Source organism: Bradyrhizobium sp. CCGUVB1N3, assembly GCF_024199925.1.
Classification (GTDB): Bacteria; Pseudomonadota; Alphaproteobacteria; order Rhizobiales; family Xanthobacteraceae; genus Bradyrhizobium.
Map to the genome: position 1 here is coordinate 5302797 of NZ_JANADR010000001.1, position 21623 is coordinate 5324419.

The following is a 21623-nucleotide window of genomic DNA, read 5'->3' on the forward strand; positions in this document are numbered from 1 at the left end:
CTAGATCGCATTCGCCATGAACGCGGCCAGCGCATCGCGATCGGCGGGCGGCATGGTCAGGCCGAGCTTGGAGCGGCGCCACAGGATGTCGTCGGGGAAGCGGGCCCATTCGGTGTGCATGAGGTAGCGCACCTCGGCTGCCGTTAGTTCGGGACCGAAAGCCGGCCCCAGCTCGGCACGACTCGTCGCCTCGCCCAGCACGGCCGATAGCCGCGAGCCGTAGGCACCGACCAGGCGTTGCGCCTGCGCCTCGGTGAGAAAGCGCCAGCGGTCGCGCGCGGCATCGACTTCCGCCTCGAAGCTCTGCCAGGGAAAGTCCCCGCCCGGAAGCGCTACCGCCGCCGTCCAGGGCCGCGACATCGGATAGAACGGCGTCAGCCTGGTCACCGCTCGCTCCGCGCGCCACCGCACGGTCGTGACGTCACCGCCGAACATCGTGAGCAGCGGCGCCTTGCGCCGCCGCGCGTGGAATGCGAGCGCGCCATCCCGCCAGCGCGACGCTTCGGGCGCCAGATTGGCGCCCGACAGCGTCCGCACCACATCGACTGGCACAACGGGCTCGCGGAAATAGCGGCTGGCGGCCTCGCAGAGATAGGTCACGTCCGTGGCCGGCATGGCGACGATCGCAGGATCGCCCGTGAAGGCATGCGTCACGGTGCCGATCAGGGTAAAATCACGCTCGAAAGGGCTGGCGAAAATCAGCCGGCCATCGCTGTTCTGGAAGACGTAGACATTGTCGGACTCGAACAGCCGCGGCACGACGATCTGGCTGATCTGCGCGGCAGCGCCGGCGCGCGGTGGCGGCTGTCGGAGCACGGTCTCGGCGACGCTCACGCTCCATCCGCCGGCCGTGTTTGCCAGCGCGCGGGTCGTGATGACCCTGCGATGGCCGCGATCGACGACGGCGAGCCGCCAGATATCGGTGCGATCGGCCCGCACACAGCGCGCGCCGGTGCGGATCACCGCGCCGCGTTCTGCCGCATCCAGCGCGGTCAGTACCGTGAGCCTGGAATCATCGACGACGCAGTCCGAATATTCAAAAGCGGTGCCGAACGGCCGTCTCAACGCGTTGCCAACGGGATGATGCGTGATGTCGATGGTCGCGGACGGCGGCAAGCCGCCGCGTCCTGCAAGGCGGTCGTAGAGCAGGAGACCGGCGCGCAGGAGCCAGGGCGGACGTTCGTCGGAATGGGCAGGGATCACGAAGCACATCGGACGAACCAGATGCGGGGCGATCGCGAGCCACACCTTGCGCTCGGCCAGCGCCCGGCGCACGCGACGGAAGCCGCGACGCTCCAGCACCGAGAGATCGCCATGGATCAAATGCGGCGTCGCCGAGGAGGCCGCGCCGCCGAGATCGCCCTGTTCGAACAAAATGACCCGCAGCCCGCGTCCGGCAGCGTCGCGCGCGATGCTGACGCCGTTCAGGCCACCGCCGATGATCGCTAGGTCGTAATCCGCCATGAAGCCGTCGTGAACGAACGAAGCAAGGACTTCGCCATCACTAGCGCATGATCCGGAAAAGTGTGTAGCGGTTTTCCGACAAAGATCGATGGCTGGAGCGAGACCGGCGCTCTAGCCGGTCTTGAGCGCAAGCGCCATCGTCTCGGCGCGGCCGATGAGGCCGGCATATTGCCCGATTGGCAGGGGCCTGCCGAGCAGGAAGCCCTGCACGCCGTCACAGCCCTCCTTGGCGAGGAAGGCGAGTTGCTCGATCGTCTCGACGCCTTCGGCGATGATCGACATTTCGAGGCCATGACCGAGATCGATCACGGCGCGCACGATCGCCGCCGATTGCGGATTGCGGCCGAGATTGATCACGAAGGCGCGGTCGATCTTGATCTTGTCGAACGGGAATGCCTGGAGGTAGCTCAGCGAGGAATAGCCGCTGCCGAAATCGTCCATCGAGATGCGCACGCCCAACGCCTTCAGCCGGCGCAGCAGCGCGAGGCCGCGATCAAAATCCTCGATCAGCACGCCCTCGGTGATTTCGAGCTCGAGCCGGCCGGGCGAAAGCCCGGTCTCCAGCAGGATCGAGTGGACGAGGCCGACCACGTCGCCATGCGCAAACTGCGCCGGCGACAGGTTGACCGCGACCTGGAGCGGCTTGGCCCAGGAGGCCGCCTCGCGGCAGGCCTGGCGCAGGATCCACTCGCCCATCTCGACGATCAGGCTGCTCTCCTCCGCGATCGGGATGAACTCGGCCGGCGAGACCTGGCCGCGGACCGGATGCTGCCAGCGCGCCAGCGCCTCGAATCCGATGATTTCGCTCTCGGCGACGGTGTGGCCGGCGACGCCCTGCGGCTGGAACGCGAGGGAGAGCTCGCCATTCTTGATCGCCTTCGACAGGTCCTGGTGCAGCACGCGGCGGTCGCGGATCTGCTGGTCCATCTCGGGCTGGTAGAGGCTGATCGTGCCACGCGACTTCTGCTTGGCGCGGAACAGCGCCGCCCCGGCATTGGCGAGCAGCGAGGCGCCGTCCGCGCCGTTGTGCGGGAAGACCGATATTCCGGTGGTGACCCCGGCGCGCACCGCGCGGCTGTCGATCTGGAATTCCTGGGTAATGGCTTCACCAAGCTGGCGCGCCAGCGCGAGACCCGTGTCGGGCTGCTTGCCATCGATGATCAGGCCGAACTCGTCACCGGACAGGCGCGCGACCACGCCGCCACGGGCGGCGTCCTGGAGCCGCTGGGCAACCTCGACCAGGAGCTTGTCGCCGAGCGCGTGGCCGAAGACGTCGTTGACCTCCTTCAGCCCGTCGAGATCGACGCAGAGCACGGCGAACTCCTCGCCGGTCCCCTCGCAGGCCTCGATCATTTGCGTCAACGCCTGGAGGAAGGCGGCGCGATTGGGCAGGTCGGTCAGGCCGTCGTGATAGGCCATGTGCGCCATGCGCGACTCGGTCTGGCGGCGGTCGGTGACGTCCTCGTGGGTCTTGATCAGATATTGGGGCTCGCCGGCATCGTTGAGCACGGTGGCGCGGCGCGTAAGGAACAGTCGCAGGCCATCCTTGGTGGAGATCGGATGCTCCTCGGTGATCATCCCCCGCTTCTTGATCGCCGCCTCGTCGCGCGCAATGATCAGCTTGGCCTCTTTGGCATTGAAGATATCGGCGGCGGTCAGACCCGTGGCTTCCTCGCGCTTGCGGTTGAGGATGGTTTCGGCGCTGCGATTGGCGAGCAGATAACGGCCATCGTTGACCTGCTCCACGATCAGCGCCACCGGGATATTGTCGACCACGAGTTCGAGGAATTTCTTGGCGCTCTCCAGCTCCTGCGACAACGAGCGTCGATCGGTAATGTCTTCGAACACCAGCAGCAGGAATTCCGGCTGATTGTTCTCGTTTCGAACCACGATCCGGATCGAGGCAACCATGCGGGGCTCGGCGCCGCGCTCGACCTCGAACTGGTTGCGGAACTGCCCGTCGGGCGCGTCGAGCGCCGCCCGGTCGGCCACCTCGATGCTGGCAGCCGAGGCAGGCGCAAACAGCTCGCGCGCGTTCTTGCCGACGACGTAGTCCCGCGAGAAGCCCCAGAACCGCTCATAAGCACTGTTCGCGAAGATATAGCGGCCGTCCTCGATGGTCTTGGCGGCCACGCAGGCCGGCACGTTATCCAGCACCGTTTCCAGGAACTGCTTGGTCGACGCAAGCTGCCGCGACAGGGTGCGCTGCTCGCTGACGTCGAGATGCGTCGCAACCGAGCCGCCATTCGGCAGCACGAAATATTTCACCAGGATGGCGCGCCCGTCGGGCAGCTCGGTGATCAGGCCGTTCGAGCTGGCGGCCTTCTCGTAGAACTCGTCGTCGGTCACGCCGAGCACGCCGCGATCGCGACGCAGCCCGAGGAGGTCTGCCCCGTCCATGTCGGTCCAGAGATCCGCCCGCGCCAGCCCGTAGATATCGAGATAGCGGTCGTTGCAGAAGATGATCCGCGCTTGCGCATCGGTCATCACCACGCCCTGGTTGAGATTGTTCAGCGCGGACGAGACGAAGGCATTGCGCCTGAGCTGCGTGCGCCTCGCCCGCCGCAACGCCGAATGGATCCACAGCACGATGGCCGCCAGGAACGAGCACACCGCGATGCCGCCAAGCAGCGCCTCCCAGACCAGATTGGCATCGAGCCTGCCCAGATAGCTCTGCGGGGCGAAATTCTCGGACAGCGCAAAGGCGCGCGCGGGCGCGACCGTGCAGGCCAGGCATGCCAGCGCCTGCACAGACGTCAGAATCGTGCCGCTCGCGTGCCAGTTCTTGTCAGCCATCAGCCACCCGCGATTTCAACTTCGGATTGTCTGGCCTCACGGGTTGGGATCGGGTAAACGCCTGTCAGCACGACAGAAAAATGTGACGCCAGATACGGCAATTGCCCTGACATGATAAATTCTTCCTTAATGGAGAACCGCCTTGGGGGCGGTTTCTTAAGTCTCTCGGCGCTGCCGCCGACGGACCTCCCGTTCCACCATGGATAGAGTTGACTGCGTCGTCATCGGAGCGGGCGTGGTCGGGCTCGCGGTCGCGCGAAAGCTCGCCCAGGCCGGGCGGGAGGTGATCGTGCTGGAGGCGGCGGAGGCCATCGGCACCGTTACCTCTTCGCGCAACAGCGAGGTGATCCACGCCGGGATCTACTACCGCGCCGGGAGCTGGATGGCGCGGCTGTGCGTCAGCGGCAAGCATGCGCTCTACCGCTACTGCGCCGAGCGCAACATCCCGCACAAAAATTGCGGCAAGCTGATCGTTGCGACGAATCCGAATGAGACCGAGAAGCTGCAATCGATCAAGGCGCATGCCGAGGCCAATGGCGTGCTCGACATGCAGATGCTCGCAGGCGACGCCGCGCGCGCGCTGGAGCCGGCGCTCGCTTGCGATGCCGCGTTGCTCTCGCCCTCGACCGGCATCATCGACAGCCACGCCTACATGCTCTCGCTGCGCGGCGAGGCCGAAGCGGCGGGAGCTGCGTTCGCGTTTCACACGCCGCTGATCCGCGCCAAGGCGTCAGGCGGCGTCCTCGAAATCGATGCCGGCGGCGAAGCGCCGATGACGCTGCAATGCAGCCTGCTGATCAACGCGGCAGGTCTTTCGGCGACGACGGTGGCGCGCAACGTCGACGGCATGCCGCTCGACCGGATTCCGCCGGCCTATCTCGCCAAGGGCAACTATTTCAGCTGCAGCGCCAAGGCACCGTTCTCGCGGCTGATCTATCCCGTGCCCGAGCCCGGCGGGCTCGGCGTGCACCTGACGCTGGACATGGCAGGCCAGGCGCGTTTCGGTCCCGACGTGGAGTGGATCGAAGCGATCGACTATGCGGTCGATCCCGCACGCGCAGAGCGATTCTATCCGGCAATCCGCAAATACTGGCCGGACCTGCCTGATGGCGCGTTGATGCCGAGCTATTCGGGCATACGCCCGAAGATCGTCCCGCCGGCGGTCGCCACGCAGGATTTCCTGATGCAGGGCGCGCGCGATCACGGCGTGGACGGCCTGATCAATCTCTTCGGTATCGAGTCCCCCGGCCTGACGTCATCGCTTGCGATCGCCGACCACGTCGCCGAGCTCGCAAACATCTAGACGTCGCGCGAAAGTAATCGCACGACGCTTCGCACCTCGACACAGGGATGAGCGCAGCAGCTCTCATCCCTGCGTGAAGGGTGCGATGTCAGACCTACGCTTGTACGGGGGTTACTAGTGGAGCGTGCCGTCGTGCTTCAATCGCTCGATCTGGTCCTTGACCATCAACTTCCGGCGCTTCAACTCAACAATTTGCAGGTCGTCTGTTGAAAGGTGCACAAGAGCTTCGTGCAATTCGTTTTCGAGAAGTTTGTGTTTCCGCTCCAATTCAACAAGATGTGCCTGAATTGTCATTCGAAACCTCCTCGATAGGGTTGAACCTCAGGATTCGATCCGGACGAACAAGTCTACATCACCGATTCGTTCTGTCGATGGGTATCCGTGGTCGTACTGTCATTTTTGAAAATTCATATGTAATGAACCGTGAGTACGGAACTGCGACTAGAATTGTCCATGATTTCAATGCGCTTCCGCGGCGACGCCGCGATCCACTTAAATATCTTGCGAGAGAGCGTTGATAGAGGACCCAGATCGCTTGCGATCACGTCGCGCAAGGACGATACTTTCCACAGGCCTTCCACAGCCTTTCGCAACCTCATCGGGTTTTCCGGCTACCGCACATCATGACCAATGAAGACGAGCGCGAACTCGAATCCGAGCTCGCGCGGTTGCAGCAGGAACACCGAGATCTCGATGCGGCGATCGATGCATTGCATCAATCGCCCGCCCCCGACCTGTTGCGGTTGCAGCGCCTGAAGAAACGCAAGCTGTTGTTGCGCGACCGTATCGCCTTCATCGAAGACCAGATCACGCCCGACATCATCGCCTGATCGCCGCCGCTATACCCAATGCATTTCGCGGGGCATCGAATTCCGCTTGACTCAAAAAGAACAAAAGAAGAACATTTGGGCTTCAACCGCTTCCGGGGAAACGCCATGTCCGCAGCCGCCTTCGACAACAGCCACTATGAACAAGCCTGCGATCAGGCGATCGCGATGTGCGACGGCAATCTGCGCAGCACCATCAAGGCGCTGATCATGGCCAACGAATATCTGGAAGCGGAGCTCGAGGAATTGCAGGCGGCAATTTCGGCCGGCTGCATTCCCGAGACGTCGCGCAACAAGATGCGGAGCACCTCCAGCGCCGCGTGAGCCAACGAGCACTCGGAGCCGACCATGTCCGATGTCACCTACTATGTCGCACTGCCTTTCCTCACCGATGAAGATGGATCGCCTGTCGCGGGCGCCGCGGAGGAATGTCAGACCTCGGCCGCCGCGCTGCGGCGCGCCGAGATCCTGGCGCACGGCGCCGGCCATATCGGCGCAATCGCGTTCAGCCGCAGCGGCGATCCCATGACCGGCGAGTTCGGCGACGCCAAGCTGCTGCGCAAGTTCGGCAACGTGCCGGAAGACCTCAGCGCGCTCTAGTTTAGCTGCTGATCAGCCTGATCCGCGGCTCGTGCCGCCGCTGGGCCTTGCGCACGTACATGGCCGCGTCGGCTTCCTCCAGCGCGCGGCCTGCCTCGGCGTGAGATCCGAGCAGCGCGACGCCGGCGGAGGCGCCCGCATTCACGCGCTGGCCGCGAAAGACAAAGGACAGATCGTCGATCGCCTGCTCGAAGCCTGCGGCCTTCGCCTTGGCGTCGGTCTCGCTGAGATTCCACAACAAGAGCGCAAACTCGTCGCCGCCAAGGCGGCCGACCACGTCGGAGGCTCGCACCTGCCGCGTCAGCGCGGCGGCGATCGCCTTGAGAACCTCATCACCGGCGGCGTGACCGAAGGAGTCGTTGATGGGCTTCAGGCGGTCGACATCGAGCACGATCAGCGCGCCGCGGGCGGCATAGCGCGTCATGTAGGCGATCGCACGATGCAGCTCGCGCTCGAAGCCGCGCCGGTTCGGGATACCGAGCAGGAAGTCGGTGTCGGCGGCAGCCTCGAGCTCGTCGATGCGCCGCTGGGCCTGGGCGAGCCTGGTGCGTAGGCTGCGGATGGTCGCCTTGGCGTCGTGCTTGCGGTCGTTCTTGGCGTCGTTCTTGGCCGCGTCGGCGGTCGCAGCGGGCGGCCTGCCCGGCCGCCTCGCGCGCTTGGCTACGGGTTTGGCCGCGGGTTTGGATCGGCTCCCGCTGCTTTTCCGGCCCTTTTTTGCCTTCGCAGCGATCGCCCTTTTTGGTTTCTTCATGGGCGTCCTGCTCAATGAAGGCTTGCGGGGATTCACCAAGACAGGATAGTGCATTCCCTTCTCCTTGCCACCGCCTTGCGAGCCGCCGGCCGGAACCGTTAATCTGGCCTATGTTTCTGTATTCCCGAGCACAATTAACGTCATGACCGCGCCGATCGCCATCATCATGGGAAGCCAGTCGGATTGGGACACCATGCGGCATGCCGCCGATACGCTCACAGCGCTCGGTGTCGCCTGCGAAAGCCGCATCGTCTCGGCCCACCGTACGCCGGAACGGCTGTTTAACTTTGCCAAGGGCGCCAAGGCCGAAGGCTTCAAGGTCATCATTGCCGGCGCCGGCGGTGCCGCGCATCTGCCCGGCATGACGGCGGCGCTGACGGAACTGCCGGTGTTCGGCGTCCCCGTCGAATCCAAGGCGCTGAGGGGCGTCGATTCGCTCCACTCGATCGTCCAGATGCCCGCCGGCATCCCGGTCGGGACGCTCGCCATCGGCAAGGCGGGCGCGATCAACGCGGCGCTCCTGGCCGCAGCCGTGCTGGCCCTGTCCGATCCGGCGCTGTCGAAGCGTCTCGTGGCCTGGCGCAAGGCGCAGACCGACGCCGTGGCCGAGCGCCCGGAGGACAAGGCGTGACTGGCACCAAACGGGTGAAGCTGAAGCCCGGCGACACCATCGGAATCCTCGGCGGCGGACAATTGGGACGGATGCTCGCGATGGCCGCGGCGCGGCTCGGCCTGCGCTCTCAGGTTTTCTCGCCCGATCCGGACTCACCGGCCTTCGACGTCGTGCTCAACGCGACCTGCGCGGAATATGCCGACGTCGAGGCGCTCGAACTGTTCGCGAACGACGTCGACGTCATCACCTACGAGTTCGAGAACGTGCCGGCCGCGGCCGCGCTGGTGCTGGACGCGCGACGCCCCGTGCTGCCCAACCGCAAGATCCTCGAGACCACCCAGGACCGGCTCGCCGAGAAGGATTTCGTCACTCGGCTCGGGATCGGCACCGCCGCTTATGCCGATGTCACCTCGGTCGCATCGTTGCGCGAGGCAATCGTCAGGATCGGGCTTCCGGCCGTGCTGAAGACGCGCCGCTTCGGCTATGACGGCAAGGGCCAGGCGATCATCCGCGAGGGCGACGACATCGCGAAAGCGTGGACCAGCCTCGGCACCAAATCGGCGATCCTCGAAGCCTTCGTGCCGTTCGAGCGCGAGATTTCCGTGATCGCCGCGCGCTCGGCCGAAGGCCAGGTCGAATGTTTCGACGTCACCGAGAACGAGCACCGCGATCACATCCTCAAGATCTCGCGTGCGCCGGCCGCGATTCCGGACGCGCTTGCCGAAGAGGCGCGCAACGTCGCCGGCAAGATCGCCGACGCGCTCGATTATGTCGGCGTACTGGCGGTCGAGATGTTCGTGCTCGCCAACGGCACAGGACCGAAGGTGCTGGTGAACGAGATTGCGCCGCGCGTGCATAATTCCGGGCACTGGACGCTCGACGGCGCGTCCGTCTCGCAGTTCGAGCAGCATATCCGCGCCATCGCCGGCTGGCCGCTCGGCAAGCCCGTGCGGCACGGCGAAGTCGTCACCATGACCAACCTGATCGGCGATGAGATCAACCGCTACCAGGAATGGCTGACCGTGCCGGGCGCGACCGTCCACATCTACGGCAAGGGCACGCCGCGGCCGGGCCGCAAGATGGGCCACATCACCGAAGTGCTCCCGGCCCGCGACAAGTGAGGGGACCGCGGCGCTTCGCGACCCCGCGCACCGATGATCATGCGGTTTTCACACCCGCGACGACGCCGGCCGGCTCTTCGCTGAGCCAGCGATAGACCACGCCGCCGAGCGCGCCGCCGATCAGCGGTGCGACCCAGAACAGCCAGAGTTGCGCCAGCGCCCAGCCGCCGACGAACAAGGCCGGCCCGGTGCTGCGCGCCGGGTTCACCGACGTGTTGGTGACGGGGATGCTGACGAGATGGATCATCACCAGCGCAAGCCCGATCGCGAGCGGCGCGAAGCCCGCAGGCGCCCTTCCGTGCGTGGCGCCCATGATGATGAACAGGAACATCATGGTCATCACCACCTCGGTGATGAAGCACACCACCATGCCGTACTGGCCGGGCGAATGCGCACCATAGCCATTCGACGCAAAGCCCTTGGTGACGTCGAAGCCCGGGGCGCCGCTGGCGATCACATACAGCAGCAACGCCGCGACGATCGCGCCGACGACCTGCGCGACGATATAGGGCAGGATCTGTCCGGTCGGGAACCGGCCGCCCGCGGCAAGACCGACCGTGACGGCCGGATTGAGGTGGCAACCCGAAATATGGCCGATCGCATAGGCCATCGTGACCACGCTCAGTCCAAAGGCCAGGGACACGCCCACCAGGCCGATCCCGACCTGGGGAAAGCCGGCAGCGATCACCGCGCTACCGCAGCCTGCGAATGTGAGCCAGAAGGTGCCGATTGCCTCGGCGGCGTATTTTTTCATGTCCATTTGGGCGTCTCCCCTGATTTCCAAGACTTCCGGATCAAAGCTCCGGGAACGGCCCCGCGATTGGCACCAAACCACCCAAATCGCGGCCGCACGGGGGCATTTTTGCCCCATTTAATGGCTTAACTTGGCCCGAAATGCCCTCTTGGACGATAGACATCTCAGGTTTTGTCTGATACATCCGCGCGCTCAAGGTTAAGGGCTTGCGCTTTCTGCCATCCCCTTTGACTTACCAGAATTCAAATCCGATCCACTGAAGAGGATGCCGCGTGCAGGTTCTCGTTCGCGATAACAATGTCGATCAAGCCCTCAAGGCGCTGAAGAAGAAGATGCAGCGCGAGGGAATTTTCCGCGAGATGAAGCTCCGCGGTCACTACGAAAAGCCCTCCGAAAAGAAGGCCCGCGAAAAGGCCGAAGCCGTGCGCCGCGCGCGCAAGCTGGCCCGCAAGAAGCTGCAGCGTGAAGGCCTGCTGCCGATGAAGCCGAAGCCGGTGTTCGGCGCTGGCCCCGGTGGCGAGCGTGGCGCTGGCGGCCGTGGCGGCCCGGGCGCAGGTCCGCGCGGACCGCGCTGATTTTGCCGCTTCTGCAAGACTGAGTTTTCGATGACGCGGGCCCTTGGCCCGCGTTATTGTTTTGTGAGCGGTGCCTTTTCTGGGACGGGGCACTACCGATGCGGCACCAGCGCGAGCGAACCCGTAGATGGCCTCCCCTTTCCCCGCGCGCAGCCCGGCACGGTCGTGCCGACTTTGGCGTCGCTCTGTCACACTCACACTGATCGCGATCGCACTGTCCGGCTGCTCGTTCGACCTGGGATCGCTGATGCCGGAGAAGGAGAAGCCGCAGGACGCGCCCAAGGCCGCTGCCGCGCCCGCCGAGAGCGCGGTCAGCGCCGGCAATGTCACTGAGGCCCAGAACCACACGGCAAAGGGCCAGGCGCTTGCGAAATCGGGAGAGACGGCGGCGGCGCTCGAGGAGTTCAACCGCGCGGTCGCACTCGATCCCTACAATGCGCAGGCGCTCTATGGCCGCGCCCTGATCTATCAGGCGAGCAACGAGCATGAGTTCGCGATCGCGGATTTCAGCGCGGCAAGCGGGCTCAATCCGCAGAAGCCGGAGCCGCTGCTCGGCCGCGCCATCAGCTATCTCGCGGTCGGCAAGGTCAAGGAAGCCGCGGCCGACCTCGACGAGGCCTCCGAGGCCGATCCGCACAATGCGCAAGTCTGGAGCACGCGGGGGCTCGCCTATGAGCGCCTCGGCGACAAGGCCAAGGCGGCGGCGTCCTACACCAAGGCGGTCGCACTACGTCCTCGCGACGATGCCGCCCGCAGCGGTCTGGCCCGTGTCGGCGGCTGAGAACAGGATCGAAGGCGCAACGCGCCAGATCAGTCCGGGGTGACGCTCTTCGGCAGGACCGCGTGGAACATCGACTTGACGCCCGACAGCATCTCGTCGGCGACGTTGGTCTTTGCCTTCGGCGTGGGACCGGCAGCATCGGCCCGCAGATCCAGCGGCGGCGCGATCACCACCGGGACCGGGATATCGGCCGGCGGCGTCAGCCGGTTCGCATCATCCGAGCCGACGGATGCGGTGTAAGGCGGATTCGCCGTCGTCGGGGAGCCATAGGCCTCCGGGCCCGGCGTCGACACCGTGATCGGCGGCGGCAGCGGCCGCACGGAAGGCGGAGCCGCCGTCACAAGCCGTGGAGCCTCCTGAACGCGCGGCGCTTCGCCCGCATGCGCCGTTTCCTGCGGGGCAGAATCGGGCGACTTGCGCAGCCGCTCGATCGCCGCGCGGGCGAGATCGTTGGCGTCAGGGGTGGCGGAATTCGATGCCGGAGCCGCAGAGGTCTCGGCGGCCGGCGCAGTGACGACCGGGGCGCTGATGGTCGGGGCAGGCGTGGCCTTGGCCATGGTCTTGCTGTCGCGGGACGCCGTCGGCCGGCCGCGCGGCGTGGCGGGCGCGGCGGCGGTCTCGTTCTCGGCGGGTTTATTCTCGGCCGGCTGGTCAGCAGCCTTGTCCGCCGGCTTCTCGGCCGTCGGCTTATCAGTCACGGACTTCTCGGAGATGCCCTTCTCGGAAACGCCCTTCTCGGAAACGCCCTTGGCCTTCACTCCGGGCGCGGGGAGATTCGCGACCTCGGCCGGCTTGGCTTCCTTCTTGGTCTGGGCAGGAGCGACCGCGGCAGCGGGGGTGTCGGGGGCCGGCCGGGCGTTGATGTAGTGATTAACGATGTACGCCCCGATGATCGTCGCGAGCACCGAGGGGAAGATATCCATGGAGATTTTAGTCAGGTATTTCAGCATTCCGGCCACTCCCCACACGATCTGATGCGGGAACTTTGAGGCAATAGTAAGGGGTCAACAGCGACGGATAGGTGGCAATTGGCACAGCCGCCTTTACGGTTTCAGCTCGATCTCAAGGAACACGATCTCCGTTGCGGTTTCGTTAAGCACGTCGTGTGCGACACCGGCCTTGCGGAAGTAGGACTTGCCCGCCGCAAGCTGCGCCTTGGAGCGCTCGCCATTGGGCCCCACGATCGTCATCTCGCCGGCCGTGACGGGAACAATCACATAGTCCATCCCGTGAATGTGATGGCCGGTGGCGCCGCCGGGCGGCAACCGCCACTCGGTGACCCGGACCTCGTCGTTGTCGACCTGAACCTCGGATTTGGCGGCCAGCATTCCCATTCTCCTGATTACGGCACGAACAGAATGAATACGTAGACGGCAAATACCACCATATGGACCAGTCCGAACAGGACGTTGGTCCTGCCGGTGCCGAAGGTCAGCATGCTCAGCAGAAATGTCAGGAACATCAGCGCCGTGTTCTGGGGGTTCAGGCCGAGAACGAGCGGCTGATCGAGCGCATAGGTGGCAAGTCCGACGGCTGGAATCGTCAGCCCGATGGTGGCCAGCGAGGAGCCGAGGGCCAGGTTGATGCTTTTCTGGAGGTCATTCTTGCGCGCGGCGGCAATCGCCGAGACCCCCTCCGGCATCAGGATCAGCAGCGCAACCAGGAGGCCGGCAAAGGCCGGTGGGGCACCAATCATGGCGGCAACGGCGTCGACCACCAGTGAGAACTTCTTGGCGAGCAGAACGACGGCAAGGAGCGAGACCAGGAGCAGGACCATGCTGAGAACCAGCATTGTGCCTGGCAGATGGCTTTCGCCGCCCTTCCCGTCATCGGCCTGATTGATGAAATAATCCCGGTGCAGCACGGTCTGCGTGTAGAGAAACACGCCATAGAGCACGATCGTCACGAGATCGACGAAGCCGAGCTGGAGCGTCGAATAGATCGGGCCCGGCGTCGTCAGCGTATAGTTGGGCATGATCAGCGTGATGGTCGCCAGCGCGATCAGCGTGCTGAGATAGACGTTGGAGCCTGAGACCTGGAAACCCTGCTCGCGGTAGCGCAGGCCGCCGATGAAGACGCAGAGGCCGACGAGCCCGTTGCAGACGATCATCACCACGGCAAACACGGTATCCCGCGCGAGCTCCGGCGCCGGCTTGTCGCCGAGCATGATGGTGGTGATCAGCGCGACCTCGATGATGGTCACCGCGAGCGTGAGCAGCAACGTGCCGAACGGTTCGCCGATCCGCTCCGCAATCACCTCGGAGTGATGAACGGCAGCGAACACCGTTCCGAACAGGATCACCAGCAGGACGATCGCAAACACGAAGCCGCCGACCGAAAGGGTGAAGCCGTATCCCGTCGCGGTGACGATCAGGAACAGCAGCACCGCCAGGGCGGGAAATAGCCATGACGACCGCGGCATCGGTCCGTGTGCGCTCATGCAGGCGATTCCTTCAAATGGGAGACCGATTATGCGCGAGAAGATCGCGCCCGTCAGCCCTCAGCTGCCATTGATGAAGTTTCGCGCGATCTCAGTGACGCCAAAGCTGCCGAGATCGTCGTGTCCGCCACCGGGGATGCGAACAAATCGCTTCGGTTCATGAGCCAGCGCAAACAGCCTCTCACCAAATACGATCGGAATGGTCGGGTCCTGCGCGCCATGCATGATCAGGAGCGGCACCGTGACGCGCGTGATCCGCTCGTCCGAGTGAAACCGGTCGCGCATCAAGTAGCGGACCGGAACGAACCAGAAATGCGAGGCAGCGACGTCGACCGTCGACGTATAGGGAGCTTCGAGGATCAGCTTCCCGACCGGATGCTCGGACGCGATCGCAACGGCGACACCGGTCCCGAGCGAGAATCCCCAGGCGACGATGCGTTGGGCGTCATAGCGTGCCGTCGCGAACGAATAGGCGGCCGCGGCATCGCGCAGCAGGCCCTGTTCGCTCGGCGCACCGCTCGAGCCGGCATAGCCGCGATAGGACAGCGCGACGAGGCCGGTGCCGTCGGCCGTCATGGCCCTGAAGCGATCGACGCCGCCGGCGAGAAAATCGCCATTGCCGGGGAAGTAGAGGATCACCGGACGGCCGGGCTTTGCCGGCACGTGCCAGACGATGACCTTCTCGCCATCCGACGTGGTGAGCACATGCTCTTCCGCCTCGGGAAGGCCTGCGGCATCCGGCGGCGTTCGACCGACCGGCGGAATCGGGAACAGCATGTCGCGCTGCCTTACATACAGCACGACGAGACCGGCGAGATAGCCGGTCGCGATGACGATGGCGATCCACTTCAGGAATGTCATGGCTGCACAGCCGATCGGTGGCTCAAGCCTTGCGACGGCTTCGCAGCAATTTCAGGACGTCCGGCCGGATGCTTGCTGGAATCTCGCGACAACCGCACGCCGCCCTGTGGGCCGCGTGCCAGGTGATGCGCTGCGCGCGCGTCGCTTTGGGCGGCATGGGATTGGACCGGTGCCATTCCTTGTTGATGGCCACGGTCCGCTCCCGAAGCGCTGTTACATCGCCTTGACGATGTTCTCGGTGACCTTCTTGGCGTCGCCGAGCAGCATCATGGTGTTGTCGCGGTAGAACAGCGGATTGTCGATGCCGGCGTAGCCGGACGCCAGCGAGCGCTTGATGAACATCACGGTACCGGCCTTCCAGACCTGGAGCACTGGCATGCCGTAGATCGGCGAGGTCTTGTCCTCTTCGGCGGCGGGGTTGGTGACGTCGTTGGCGCCGATCACGAAGGCGATGTCGGCCTGCGCGAATTCGGAGTTGATGTCCTCGAGCTCGAACACCTCGTCATAGGGCACGTTGGCTTCGGCCAGCAGCACGTTCATGTGGCCGGGCATGCGGCCTGCGACCGGGTGGATGGCGTACTTCACCTCCACGCCTTCCTTCTTCAGGATGTCGCCCATTTCGCGCAGCGCGTGCTGGGCCTGTGCCACCGCCATGCCGTAGCCGGGCACGATGATGACCTTCTGCGCATTCTTCATGATGAAGGCCGCATCGTCCGCAGAACCGAGCTTGGCAGGCTTCTGCTCTCCGGTGCCGCCACCGGCTGCCGCCGTCTCGCCACCAAAACCGCCGAGGATGACCGAGATGAAGGACCGGTTCATCGCGTGGCACATGATGTAAGACAGAATCGCGCCGGAGGAGCCAACCAGCGCGCCGGTGATGATCAGCGCCGAATTGCCGAGCGTGAAGCCGATGCCAGCCGCGGCCCACCCCGAATAGGAGTTCAGCATCGAGATCACGACCGGCATGTCGGCGCCGCCGATCGGGATGATCATGAGCACGCCGAGCACGAGCGCCAGAATGACGTTGAGCCAGAAGAACACCGGGCTGCCGGTGACGACGAGCCCGACGATGCACGCGACCAGTGCGACCGCGAGCGCAATGTTGATGAGGTGCCGCGCCGGCAGGATGATCGGCGCGCCGCTCATGCGGGCCGACAGCTTCAGGAACGCGATCACCGAGCCGGTGAAGGTCAGCGCGCCGATGGCGACGCCGAGCGACATTTCGACCAGGCTCTGGGTGTGGATGTTGCCGGGAGTGCCGATGTCGAAGGCTTCCGGCGCATAGAACGCGCCGGCGGCGACCAGCACTGCGGCCATGCCGACCAGCGAGTGGAAGGCAGCGACCAGCTCCGGCATCGAGGTCATCGGCACGCGCCGCGCGACCACCGCGCCGATCGCAGCACCGATGGCGATGCCGACGATGACGAGCAGCCAGGCGAGACCGTCGGCCGGCGGATGGTTGGCAAGCGTGGTGGCGACCGCGATCGCCATGCCGATCATGCCGAACAGGTTGCCCTGGCGCGAAGAGGCCGGGCTGGAAAGGCCGCGCAGCGACAGGATGAACAGCACACCCGCCACGAGATACAACAATGCAGAGAGATTAGCGTTCATCTCAGGTCCCCATCTATCCCATCAGCCCGAGGTGGCCGCTTACTTGGCCTTCTTCTTGTACATCGCCAGCATGCGCTGGGTGACAAGGAAGCCGCCGAAGATATTGATGCAGGCGAAGATCAGCGCGATGAAGCCGAAGCCGCGCGCCCAGCCCGAGCCGCTCGACACGTTCGCAACGCCGCCCGCGAGCAGCGCGCCGACCACGATCACCGAGGAGATCGCGTTGGTGACGCTCATCAGCGGCGTATGCAGCGCCGGCGTCACCGACCACACCACGAAATAGCCGACGAACACCGCCAGCACGAAAATTGACAGCCGGAAGATGAAGGGATCGACGACCTGTGCGACGTGCTCCATGGCTGCTCTCCTTAACTCTTCGGCTGGAAGTTCGGGTGAATGACGGCGCCGTCCTTGGTCAGGGCGGTCGCCTTCACGAGCTCGTCGTCCCAGTTCACGGCAAGCTTCTTCTCTTTCTTGTCGATCATCGTCTCGATGAAGGAGAACAGGTTGCGCGCGTAAAGGCCGGACGCCGAGGCCGCGACGCGGCCGGCAACATTGGTGTAGCCGACGATCTTGATGCCATCGACCTCGGCGACTTCGCCGGCCTTGGCACCTTCGACGTTGCCGCCGCGCTCGACGGCGAGGTCGACCAGCACCGAACCCGGCTTCATCGACTTGACCATCTCGGCGCTGACGAGCTTCGGCGCGGGCCGGCCCGGGATCAGCGCCGTCGTGATCACGATGTCCTGCTTCTTGATGTGCTCGGCGGTCAGCGCGGCCTGCTTGGCCTGGTATTCCTTGGACATTTCCTTGGCGTAGCCGCCGGCGGTCTGCGCGTTCTTGAACTCCTCGTCCTCGACGGCGAGGAACTTTGCGCCGAGCGATTCGACCTGCTCCTTGGTGGCGGGGCGCACGTCGGTCGCGGTGACGATCGCGCCGAGACGGCGCGCGGTCGCGATCGCCTGGAGGCCGGCGACGCCGACGCCCATCACGAACACCTTTGCAGCGGGCACGGTGCCCGCCGCGGTCATCATCATCGGGAAGGCGCGGCCGAAGGCTTCGGCGCCCTCGATCACGGCGCGGTAGCCGGCAAGGTTCGCCTGCGACGACAGCACGTCCATCACCTGGGCGCGCGTGATGCGCGGCATCAGTTCCATGGCGAAGGCGGCGATACCGGCATCGGCCATCGTCTTCAGCGCGGCGTCATTGCCATAGGGGTCCATGATGGCGATGACCAGCGCGCCGCGCTTGTACTGGCCGAGCTCGGACGCCTCGGGGCGCTTCACCTTGATGATGATGTCGGCATCAGCAAGCGCATCGGCGCTGACGGTCGCGCCGGCGGCGGTGTAGTCGGAATCGAGCAGGCCCGACTTGACGCCGGCACCGGGCTCGACGGCGATCTCGGCGCCCAGAGCCTTGAACTTCTTCACCGTATCCGGCGAAGCGGCGACCCGCGACTCCGACGGATCGATTTCCTTGGCAACGGCAATCTTCATGAGGCCTCCGGCGGCGCGGGACAGCGCGCACACGAATTTAGCGTTACTCCCGCAACGTTGGATACCGGTTTTGGAACCGGCTTGTCTGCAAATTTTCTGAGCAACCGCCGCCTTTGGCGGTGCAGCCGACGATGGATCAGGTCAGGAAGATCGCCATCAGGATGACGATGAGCGCGACCGTGGCCGTGCCATACTTCACCAGCTTGATGAAGCCCTCATAGGTCTGCTCGTGGGCAACGTAGTCGTTGCCGTCGGCGGTGGTGTACGCCACTTCGCTATGGTCAGCCATGGATGTCCCCAGTCGAAAGTCGAATTCTTGGCTGGCAATACCGCAATCCGCCGGGCAGGGCAACGGCACAGCTGCTCAGTTTTCCCGCAAATCGGCTCATTTGGATTCCCGATTGTTGGGGGCATCCGCTGCTCGCGGGCGGACGCCCCGCCCATCTGATCCGAGACGGCAATCAAGATGGCCTGGACTGGCCTTTGATGATCGGCAGCCCCAAGGCAAACGCGTACCGCATCGACGGCCTCCTCGCCCCCTACGGTGAAACGGCAAGACCCAACGCGGCACGAATCGTTCCGATCGGCTCGATGCCGTCTGCATTGAGGCGCTTCCGCACGGACTTGCCGTCCTTGTCCCTCACGGACACGTCGTCGAGGCCGGCGAGGAACCGATGCGCGATGTGGAAGCCGAGCGCGCGATAGACCTCGAACTGCTCCTCCGAGAAGAACTGGTCTCCCGTGGACTCGTGCGGAAAGCGCTCGTAGCGGCGCGCATAGTCACGGATGTAGTCGTTCTCGTCGCCGGTGAGCGACGACTTGATATAGATGAGATAGCCGATGTCTCCCCCGCCATAATCGATCGTGCCGATCGCAACGTGGGGGCCGTCTGACGATTTGGGCGTCGGCGTCGGAGGCTTTCCCGCATTGCAGGCCATCCAGCCCAGCGTACAGGTCCGAATCGGCGACCAAGGCAGATCGATGATGATGCCGAGATCGATGCGCGCGTATCTCTGCAGCGTGACGAGCGAGGAGGAGTTCATCGGCGCATCAGCCTCGGCGTCGACGGCAATGATGACCCTGCAACGGCGCCGCAACAGCTCGTAGACGCCGAGATTCTCGATGTGCCCTCCGTCCGTCAGATAGACGGCGTCGCTGTTCTCGTAGAGTCGGCCCGATATTTCCGACCAGAGATAGAACGGCGACGGCCGTCGCCGCACCTCGCCGTTGTTCTCGGCGTAGCGCGGATTCTTGAGCCAGAAGCCGAGACGCACGTTCAGCAAGGCGAGCGTCGGTGTCAGCGCCCTGATGGAATCCGATCCCATGTTGGACGAGGCGGCCGCGCCGGAGATTGCCAGTGCCGTCGCCAGATCGAGACCGCGATCGCCGCTCTCGAATTTCAGCGTCGGCGCGTAGCCGGTCGCCTCGCTTCCCACGCACAATGGCGCGAACACGAAGAAATCGGCGTTGCGGCCTCTGCGGTTGGCGAAGTCGGAGCCCTGGATGTTGAGCGCCGTGTTGATCAGGTGATAGGGAGCATGGAGCTTTCCATGGGCGCAGAGCGAGCTGAGCTTGAGCTCGTCCAGAGGTTCGAGGTCACGCCCCTGGTCGATGCTCGCGACGTTCCGAGCCGGCTTGTGGCGGACGTCCGTGTCCGGCGCATGCTCGTTTCGCGGCAGCGGCTTGAACAGGAACGCCTTGCTCAGGCGGTCCCGATAGAGACGATGCAGCGAGTTGGCGTTCGGCGCGAGACACCACGAGCAGCGGAACAGCACGATCGCGAAAATGAGATACAGCGCGATCACCGACCAGCGTACGCTCTCGCCGAACCGAGGCTTGAAGGCATCGATCGCGCCGCCGAGGCCGAACGAGCGAAGCGCATGCGATATCGTGCCGGCGGCCGAATTCACCCAGCCCGGCGCGTGCTCGATTTGCCGCCCTTCGCGGATTTTTCTCGTGTGTGCACGCTGCGTCGTTCTGTCTTTTATTTCAGCGCTTAGGGTTCCGGCATCGGAGTCGAATTGAAGCTTTCCGGACAGGTGGGTCTTCGATCTCCTGACCGTATCGATCTGGTCGAGCGAGGGCCATTCGATCACCGCGTTCGGACAGACGCGCTGCGGCAAAAGCTTGTCGTTGGTGATGCCCCAGAAGGTCAGATAGAGATAGGCGATCCAGATCAGCAACGGCAACGCCGCGCCGGCGATCCAGATCGCCAGGTTGGCGGAGTGGGCCAGCACGATCGCCAGCAAGTCGGAGGTCCCCTTCCCCTTCAGCAGGGCCGCGAATTGCTGCCTGAAGAGCGTGACGGCGGCGGCGATAGGCGCGGTGATCGCGGCCAGGGACTTCAGCCACGTCACGGCGACGCCTGCGACGACGCCGAGCCCGGCATCCGAAGCTGCATCCGCATTGTCGAACATTTCAGCGATCATGAACGGCTGAAACTCGAAGAAGGCGATCAGGAAGAGCAGCACGAGATAAGTCGCAGCTATCGTCGGCAAACGACCGAACAACACCGCGCCTGTGCTGTTGTCCTGCTGCGTTCTGAGGCCGCGAAATTCCTGCAGCCTGTTCGCCGGCAGATACGATCGCCAAATCGCCCACCAGAAGAAGAACATGACCAGCCCCGCGATGCTCGCGGTGAGCGTGAGGCCGAAATGATCGACCGGCATGAACCGCGCCAGATCGCAGATCACCCCCAACGTGATCGCGATTCCCGCCCCGTATGCAAATAACTCCCAGCGGTCTCGTCTGATCTCGTCGAGCGTATCGCCATATCGTCGCGACGGCGCCCCGTAGCGCAACCGGCCGACGACATAGATTGCCAGGCCGAGGACCAGGCCGATCAGGGAGAAGAAGCCTATCCTTTCGGAAATCCAGTGCAGCCGGTCGCAGTCGTTGTTGACGGACACGCCAAAGACGTTCGCCGCATAGAGCGCGGAACGAGCGGGATTCGACATGATGGTGACGATGGCCAGCACCAGAACGATCGGCAGCGTGAGCCCCACATTGGCCACCAGCCCACGGACCACGATCGCAAGGCCGGTCAGGAGGTCGCGCGCGCCGGCCGGAACGAGATAGTTCGAATAGTTGCGGATATGGCCGACTTCGGGCGTGTCGCTGACTTCGCTCGCCTTGGCGCTCTTCGCGCCGGGATTCGGTGGCTGGCCGAACACGAAGCGCTTTGCGACCGTCATGGTCGCCGTCAACGAGCTTCCGATATAACCACCCCCCGAGACCGTGGAGAGATAGTCGATCCGCTTGATCACGTCGTGATGGTTCAGCGCCTGAAGCACCCCGAGGCAGACCGCGGAGGAACGGATGCCACCGCCGGAAAGCGCCAACCCGACGACGTCGATGGTCTGCCCGGGCTTGAGCTGCGCAGTCTCGATCTGGCGGCCGGCCTCCCGACGCGTATTGATGGCTTCGATCTCGCTCTTGACGAGGGCTTGGTGTTTCTCGCCCCAAGGCCGGAAGTCGATCGTCCCCGTGCTCGACGGGTGATCCTCGCCAGACGCATGCACATGCTCGGCCATGGCTGCCTTCCCCCGGCGCCCAACTTAAATCAATCAATAGTTGCAATATGAGGGGCCGGTGCCGCACAAGATTAGTCTTGCCGGTTTTCGCGAACGT

At 64.5% G+C, this 21623-nt stretch carries 23 protein-coding genes; 8 read left to right on the top strand and 15 right to left on the bottom strand.

The features are described from left to right. Both NLM33_RS25285 and NLM33_RS25290 read right to left on the bottom strand, forming a co-directional pair. Positions 1 to 1464 carry a glycerol-3-phosphate dehydrogenase gene (locus tag NLM33_RS25285; RefSeq protein ID WP_254099828.1) on the bottom strand — a complete coding sequence of 488 codons (1464 nt, stop codon included), beginning with the start codon at positions 1462 to 1464 and terminating at the stop codon, positions 1 to 3. Between the two features lie 111 nt (positions 1465 to 1575). Beyond that, the gene (locus NLM33_RS25290; RefSeq protein ID WP_254099830.1) at positions 1576 to 4260 is read right to left on the bottom strand and encodes an EAL domain-containing protein; all 2685 of its coding nucleotides are present in this window, start codon (positions 4258 to 4260) and stop codon (positions 1576 to 1578) included. Between the two features lie 199 nt (positions 4261 to 4459). On the opposite strand from NLM33_RS25290, the gene NLM33_RS25295 reads away from it, so the two are divergent. Continuing rightward, positions 4460 to 5563 (top strand): NAD(P)/FAD-dependent oxidoreductase, encoded by a 1104-nt coding sequence (locus NLM33_RS25295; RefSeq protein ID WP_254099832.1) that lies wholly within the window; start codon positions 4460 to 4462, stop codon positions 5561 to 5563. A gap of 114 nt (positions 5564 to 5677) precedes the next feature. On the opposite strand, the gene NLM33_RS25300 is transcribed toward NLM33_RS25295, so the two are convergent. After that, complete coding sequence (locus tag NLM33_RS25300; RefSeq protein ID WP_254099834.1) at positions 5678 to 5857, bottom strand: YdcH family protein; 180 nt, start codon at positions 5855 to 5857, stop codon at positions 5678 to 5680. Positions 5858 to 6186: 329 nt separating this feature from the next. Here NLM33_RS25300 and NLM33_RS25305 point away from each other — a divergent pair, with 329 nt between their 5' ends. The 3 genes from NLM33_RS25305 to NLM33_RS25315 all read left to right on the top strand — a co-directional run bounded on the left by NLM33_RS25305 (position 6187) and on the right by NLM33_RS25315 (position 6990). After that, a complete protein-coding gene (locus tag NLM33_RS25305) occupies positions 6187 to 6393 on the top strand; it encodes a YdcH family protein (RefSeq protein ID WP_247319678.1) in 207 nt (68 codons plus the stop codon). A 105-nt stretch (positions 6394 to 6498) separates the two neighbouring features. Further along, positions 6499 to 6714, top strand: a complete 216-nt coding sequence (locus NLM33_RS25310) for a hypothetical protein (protein ID WP_254099836.1) — start codon at positions 6499 to 6501, stop codon at positions 6712 to 6714. A 24-nt stretch (positions 6715 to 6738) separates the two neighbouring features. Beyond that, entirely contained in the window at positions 6739 to 6990 is a 252-nt protein-coding gene (locus tag NLM33_RS25315) for a hypothetical protein (RefSeq protein ID WP_254099838.1), read from the top strand. A 1-nt stretch (position 6991) separates the two neighbouring features. Here NLM33_RS25315 and NLM33_RS25320 read toward each other — a convergent pair whose 3' ends face one another. Then, positions 6992 to 7741, bottom strand: coding sequence for a GGDEF domain-containing protein (locus tag NLM33_RS25320; protein WP_254099841.1), 750 nt, complete (start codon positions 7739 to 7741; stop codon positions 6992 to 6994). A gap of 142 nt (positions 7742 to 7883) precedes the next feature. Between NLM33_RS25320 and purE the strand changes: the two genes are divergently transcribed. Then, a complete protein-coding gene (gene purE / locus NLM33_RS25325; RefSeq protein ID WP_254099843.1) occupies positions 7884 to 8372 on the top strand; it encodes a 5-(carboxyamino)imidazole ribonucleotide mutase in 489 nt (162 codons plus the stop codon). After that, positions 8369 to 9475: a 5-(carboxyamino)imidazole ribonucleotide synthase gene (locus tag NLM33_RS25330; protein WP_254099845.1), complete on the top strand. Its 1107-nt coding sequence runs from the start codon at positions 8369 to 8371 to the stop codon at positions 9473 to 9475. The genes purE and NLM33_RS25330 overlap by 4 nt, the downstream gene beginning before the upstream one ends. Before the next feature lie 37 nt (positions 9476 to 9512). Here the strand turns inward: NLM33_RS25330 and aqpZ are convergent, their stop codons facing one another. Beyond that, entirely contained in the window at positions 9513 to 10235 is a 723-nt protein-coding gene (gene aqpZ / locus NLM33_RS25335) for an aquaporin Z (protein WP_254099847.1), read from the bottom strand. Positions 10236 to 10501: 266 nt separating this feature from the next. On the opposite strand from aqpZ, the gene rpsU reads away from it, so the two are divergent. Together rpsU and NLM33_RS25345 are read left to right on the top strand one after the other, a co-directional pair. After that, positions 10502 to 10804, top strand: coding sequence for a 30S ribosomal protein S21 (gene rpsU / locus NLM33_RS25340; protein ID WP_027525171.1), 303 nt, complete (start codon positions 10502 to 10504; stop codon positions 10802 to 10804). Between the two features lie 127 nt (positions 10805 to 10931). Continuing rightward, complete coding sequence (locus NLM33_RS25345) at positions 10932 to 11585, top strand: tetratricopeptide repeat protein (RefSeq protein ID WP_254099849.1); 654 nt, start codon at positions 10932 to 10934, stop codon at positions 11583 to 11585. Between the two features lie 29 nt (positions 11586 to 11614). On the opposite strand, the gene NLM33_RS25350 is transcribed toward NLM33_RS25345, so the two are convergent. The 10 genes from NLM33_RS25350 to NLM33_RS25395 all read right to left on the bottom strand — a co-directional run bounded on the left by NLM33_RS25350 (position 11615) and on the right by NLM33_RS25395 (position 21526). Beyond that, positions 11615 to 12535, bottom strand: coding sequence for a hypothetical protein (locus tag NLM33_RS25350; protein WP_254099851.1), 921 nt, complete (start codon positions 12533 to 12535; stop codon positions 11615 to 11617). Between the two features lie 93 nt (positions 12536 to 12628). After that, positions 12629 to 12913 (bottom strand): cupin domain-containing protein, encoded by a 285-nt coding sequence (locus NLM33_RS25355; protein WP_254099853.1) that lies wholly within the window; start codon positions 12911 to 12913, stop codon positions 12629 to 12631. Positions 12914 to 12927: 14 nt separating this feature from the next. Further along, positions 12928 to 14025 carry a calcium:proton antiporter gene (locus NLM33_RS25360; protein WP_254099855.1) on the bottom strand — a complete coding sequence of 366 codons (1098 nt, stop codon included), beginning with the start codon at positions 14023 to 14025 and terminating at the stop codon, positions 12928 to 12930. A gap of 60 nt (positions 14026 to 14085) precedes the next feature. Beyond that, positions 14086 to 14886 (bottom strand): alpha/beta hydrolase, encoded by an 801-nt coding sequence (locus NLM33_RS25365; RefSeq protein ID WP_254099857.1) that lies wholly within the window; start codon positions 14884 to 14886, stop codon positions 14086 to 14088. A gap of 22 nt (positions 14887 to 14908) precedes the next feature. Further along, entirely contained in the window at positions 14909 to 15079 is a 171-nt protein-coding gene (locus tag NLM33_RS25370; protein ID WP_254099859.1) for a hypothetical protein, read from the bottom strand. A 20-nt stretch (positions 15080 to 15099) separates the two neighbouring features. Next, positions 15100 to 16497, bottom strand: coding sequence for an NAD(P)(+) transhydrogenase (Re/Si-specific) subunit beta (locus tag NLM33_RS25375; protein WP_254099861.1), 1398 nt, complete (start codon positions 16495 to 16497; stop codon positions 15100 to 15102). A 39-nt stretch (positions 16498 to 16536) separates the two neighbouring features. Next, the gene (locus NLM33_RS25380) at positions 16537 to 16854 is read right to left on the bottom strand and encodes a proton-translocating transhydrogenase family protein (protein WP_254099863.1); all 318 of its coding nucleotides are present in this window, start codon (positions 16852 to 16854) and stop codon (positions 16537 to 16539) included. Positions 16855 to 16865: 11 nt separating this feature from the next. Continuing rightward, on the bottom strand, positions 16866 to 17993 hold the full coding sequence (locus NLM33_RS25385) for a Re/Si-specific NAD(P)(+) transhydrogenase subunit alpha (RefSeq protein ID WP_254099865.1): 1128 nt from the start codon (positions 17991 to 17993) through the stop codon (positions 16866 to 16868). Between the two features lie 136 nt (positions 17994 to 18129). Further along, positions 18130 to 18282 (bottom strand): aa3-type cytochrome c oxidase subunit IV, encoded by a 153-nt coding sequence (locus NLM33_RS25390; protein ID WP_027521930.1) that lies wholly within the window; start codon positions 18280 to 18282, stop codon positions 18130 to 18132. A 250-nt stretch (positions 18283 to 18532) separates the two neighbouring features. Continuing rightward, positions 18533 to 21526 carry a patatin-like phospholipase family protein gene (locus NLM33_RS25395; RefSeq protein WP_254099867.1) on the bottom strand — a complete coding sequence of 998 codons (2994 nt, stop codon included), beginning with the start codon at positions 21524 to 21526 and terminating at the stop codon, positions 18533 to 18535. Between the last annotated feature and the right edge of the window lie 97 nt (positions 21527 to 21623).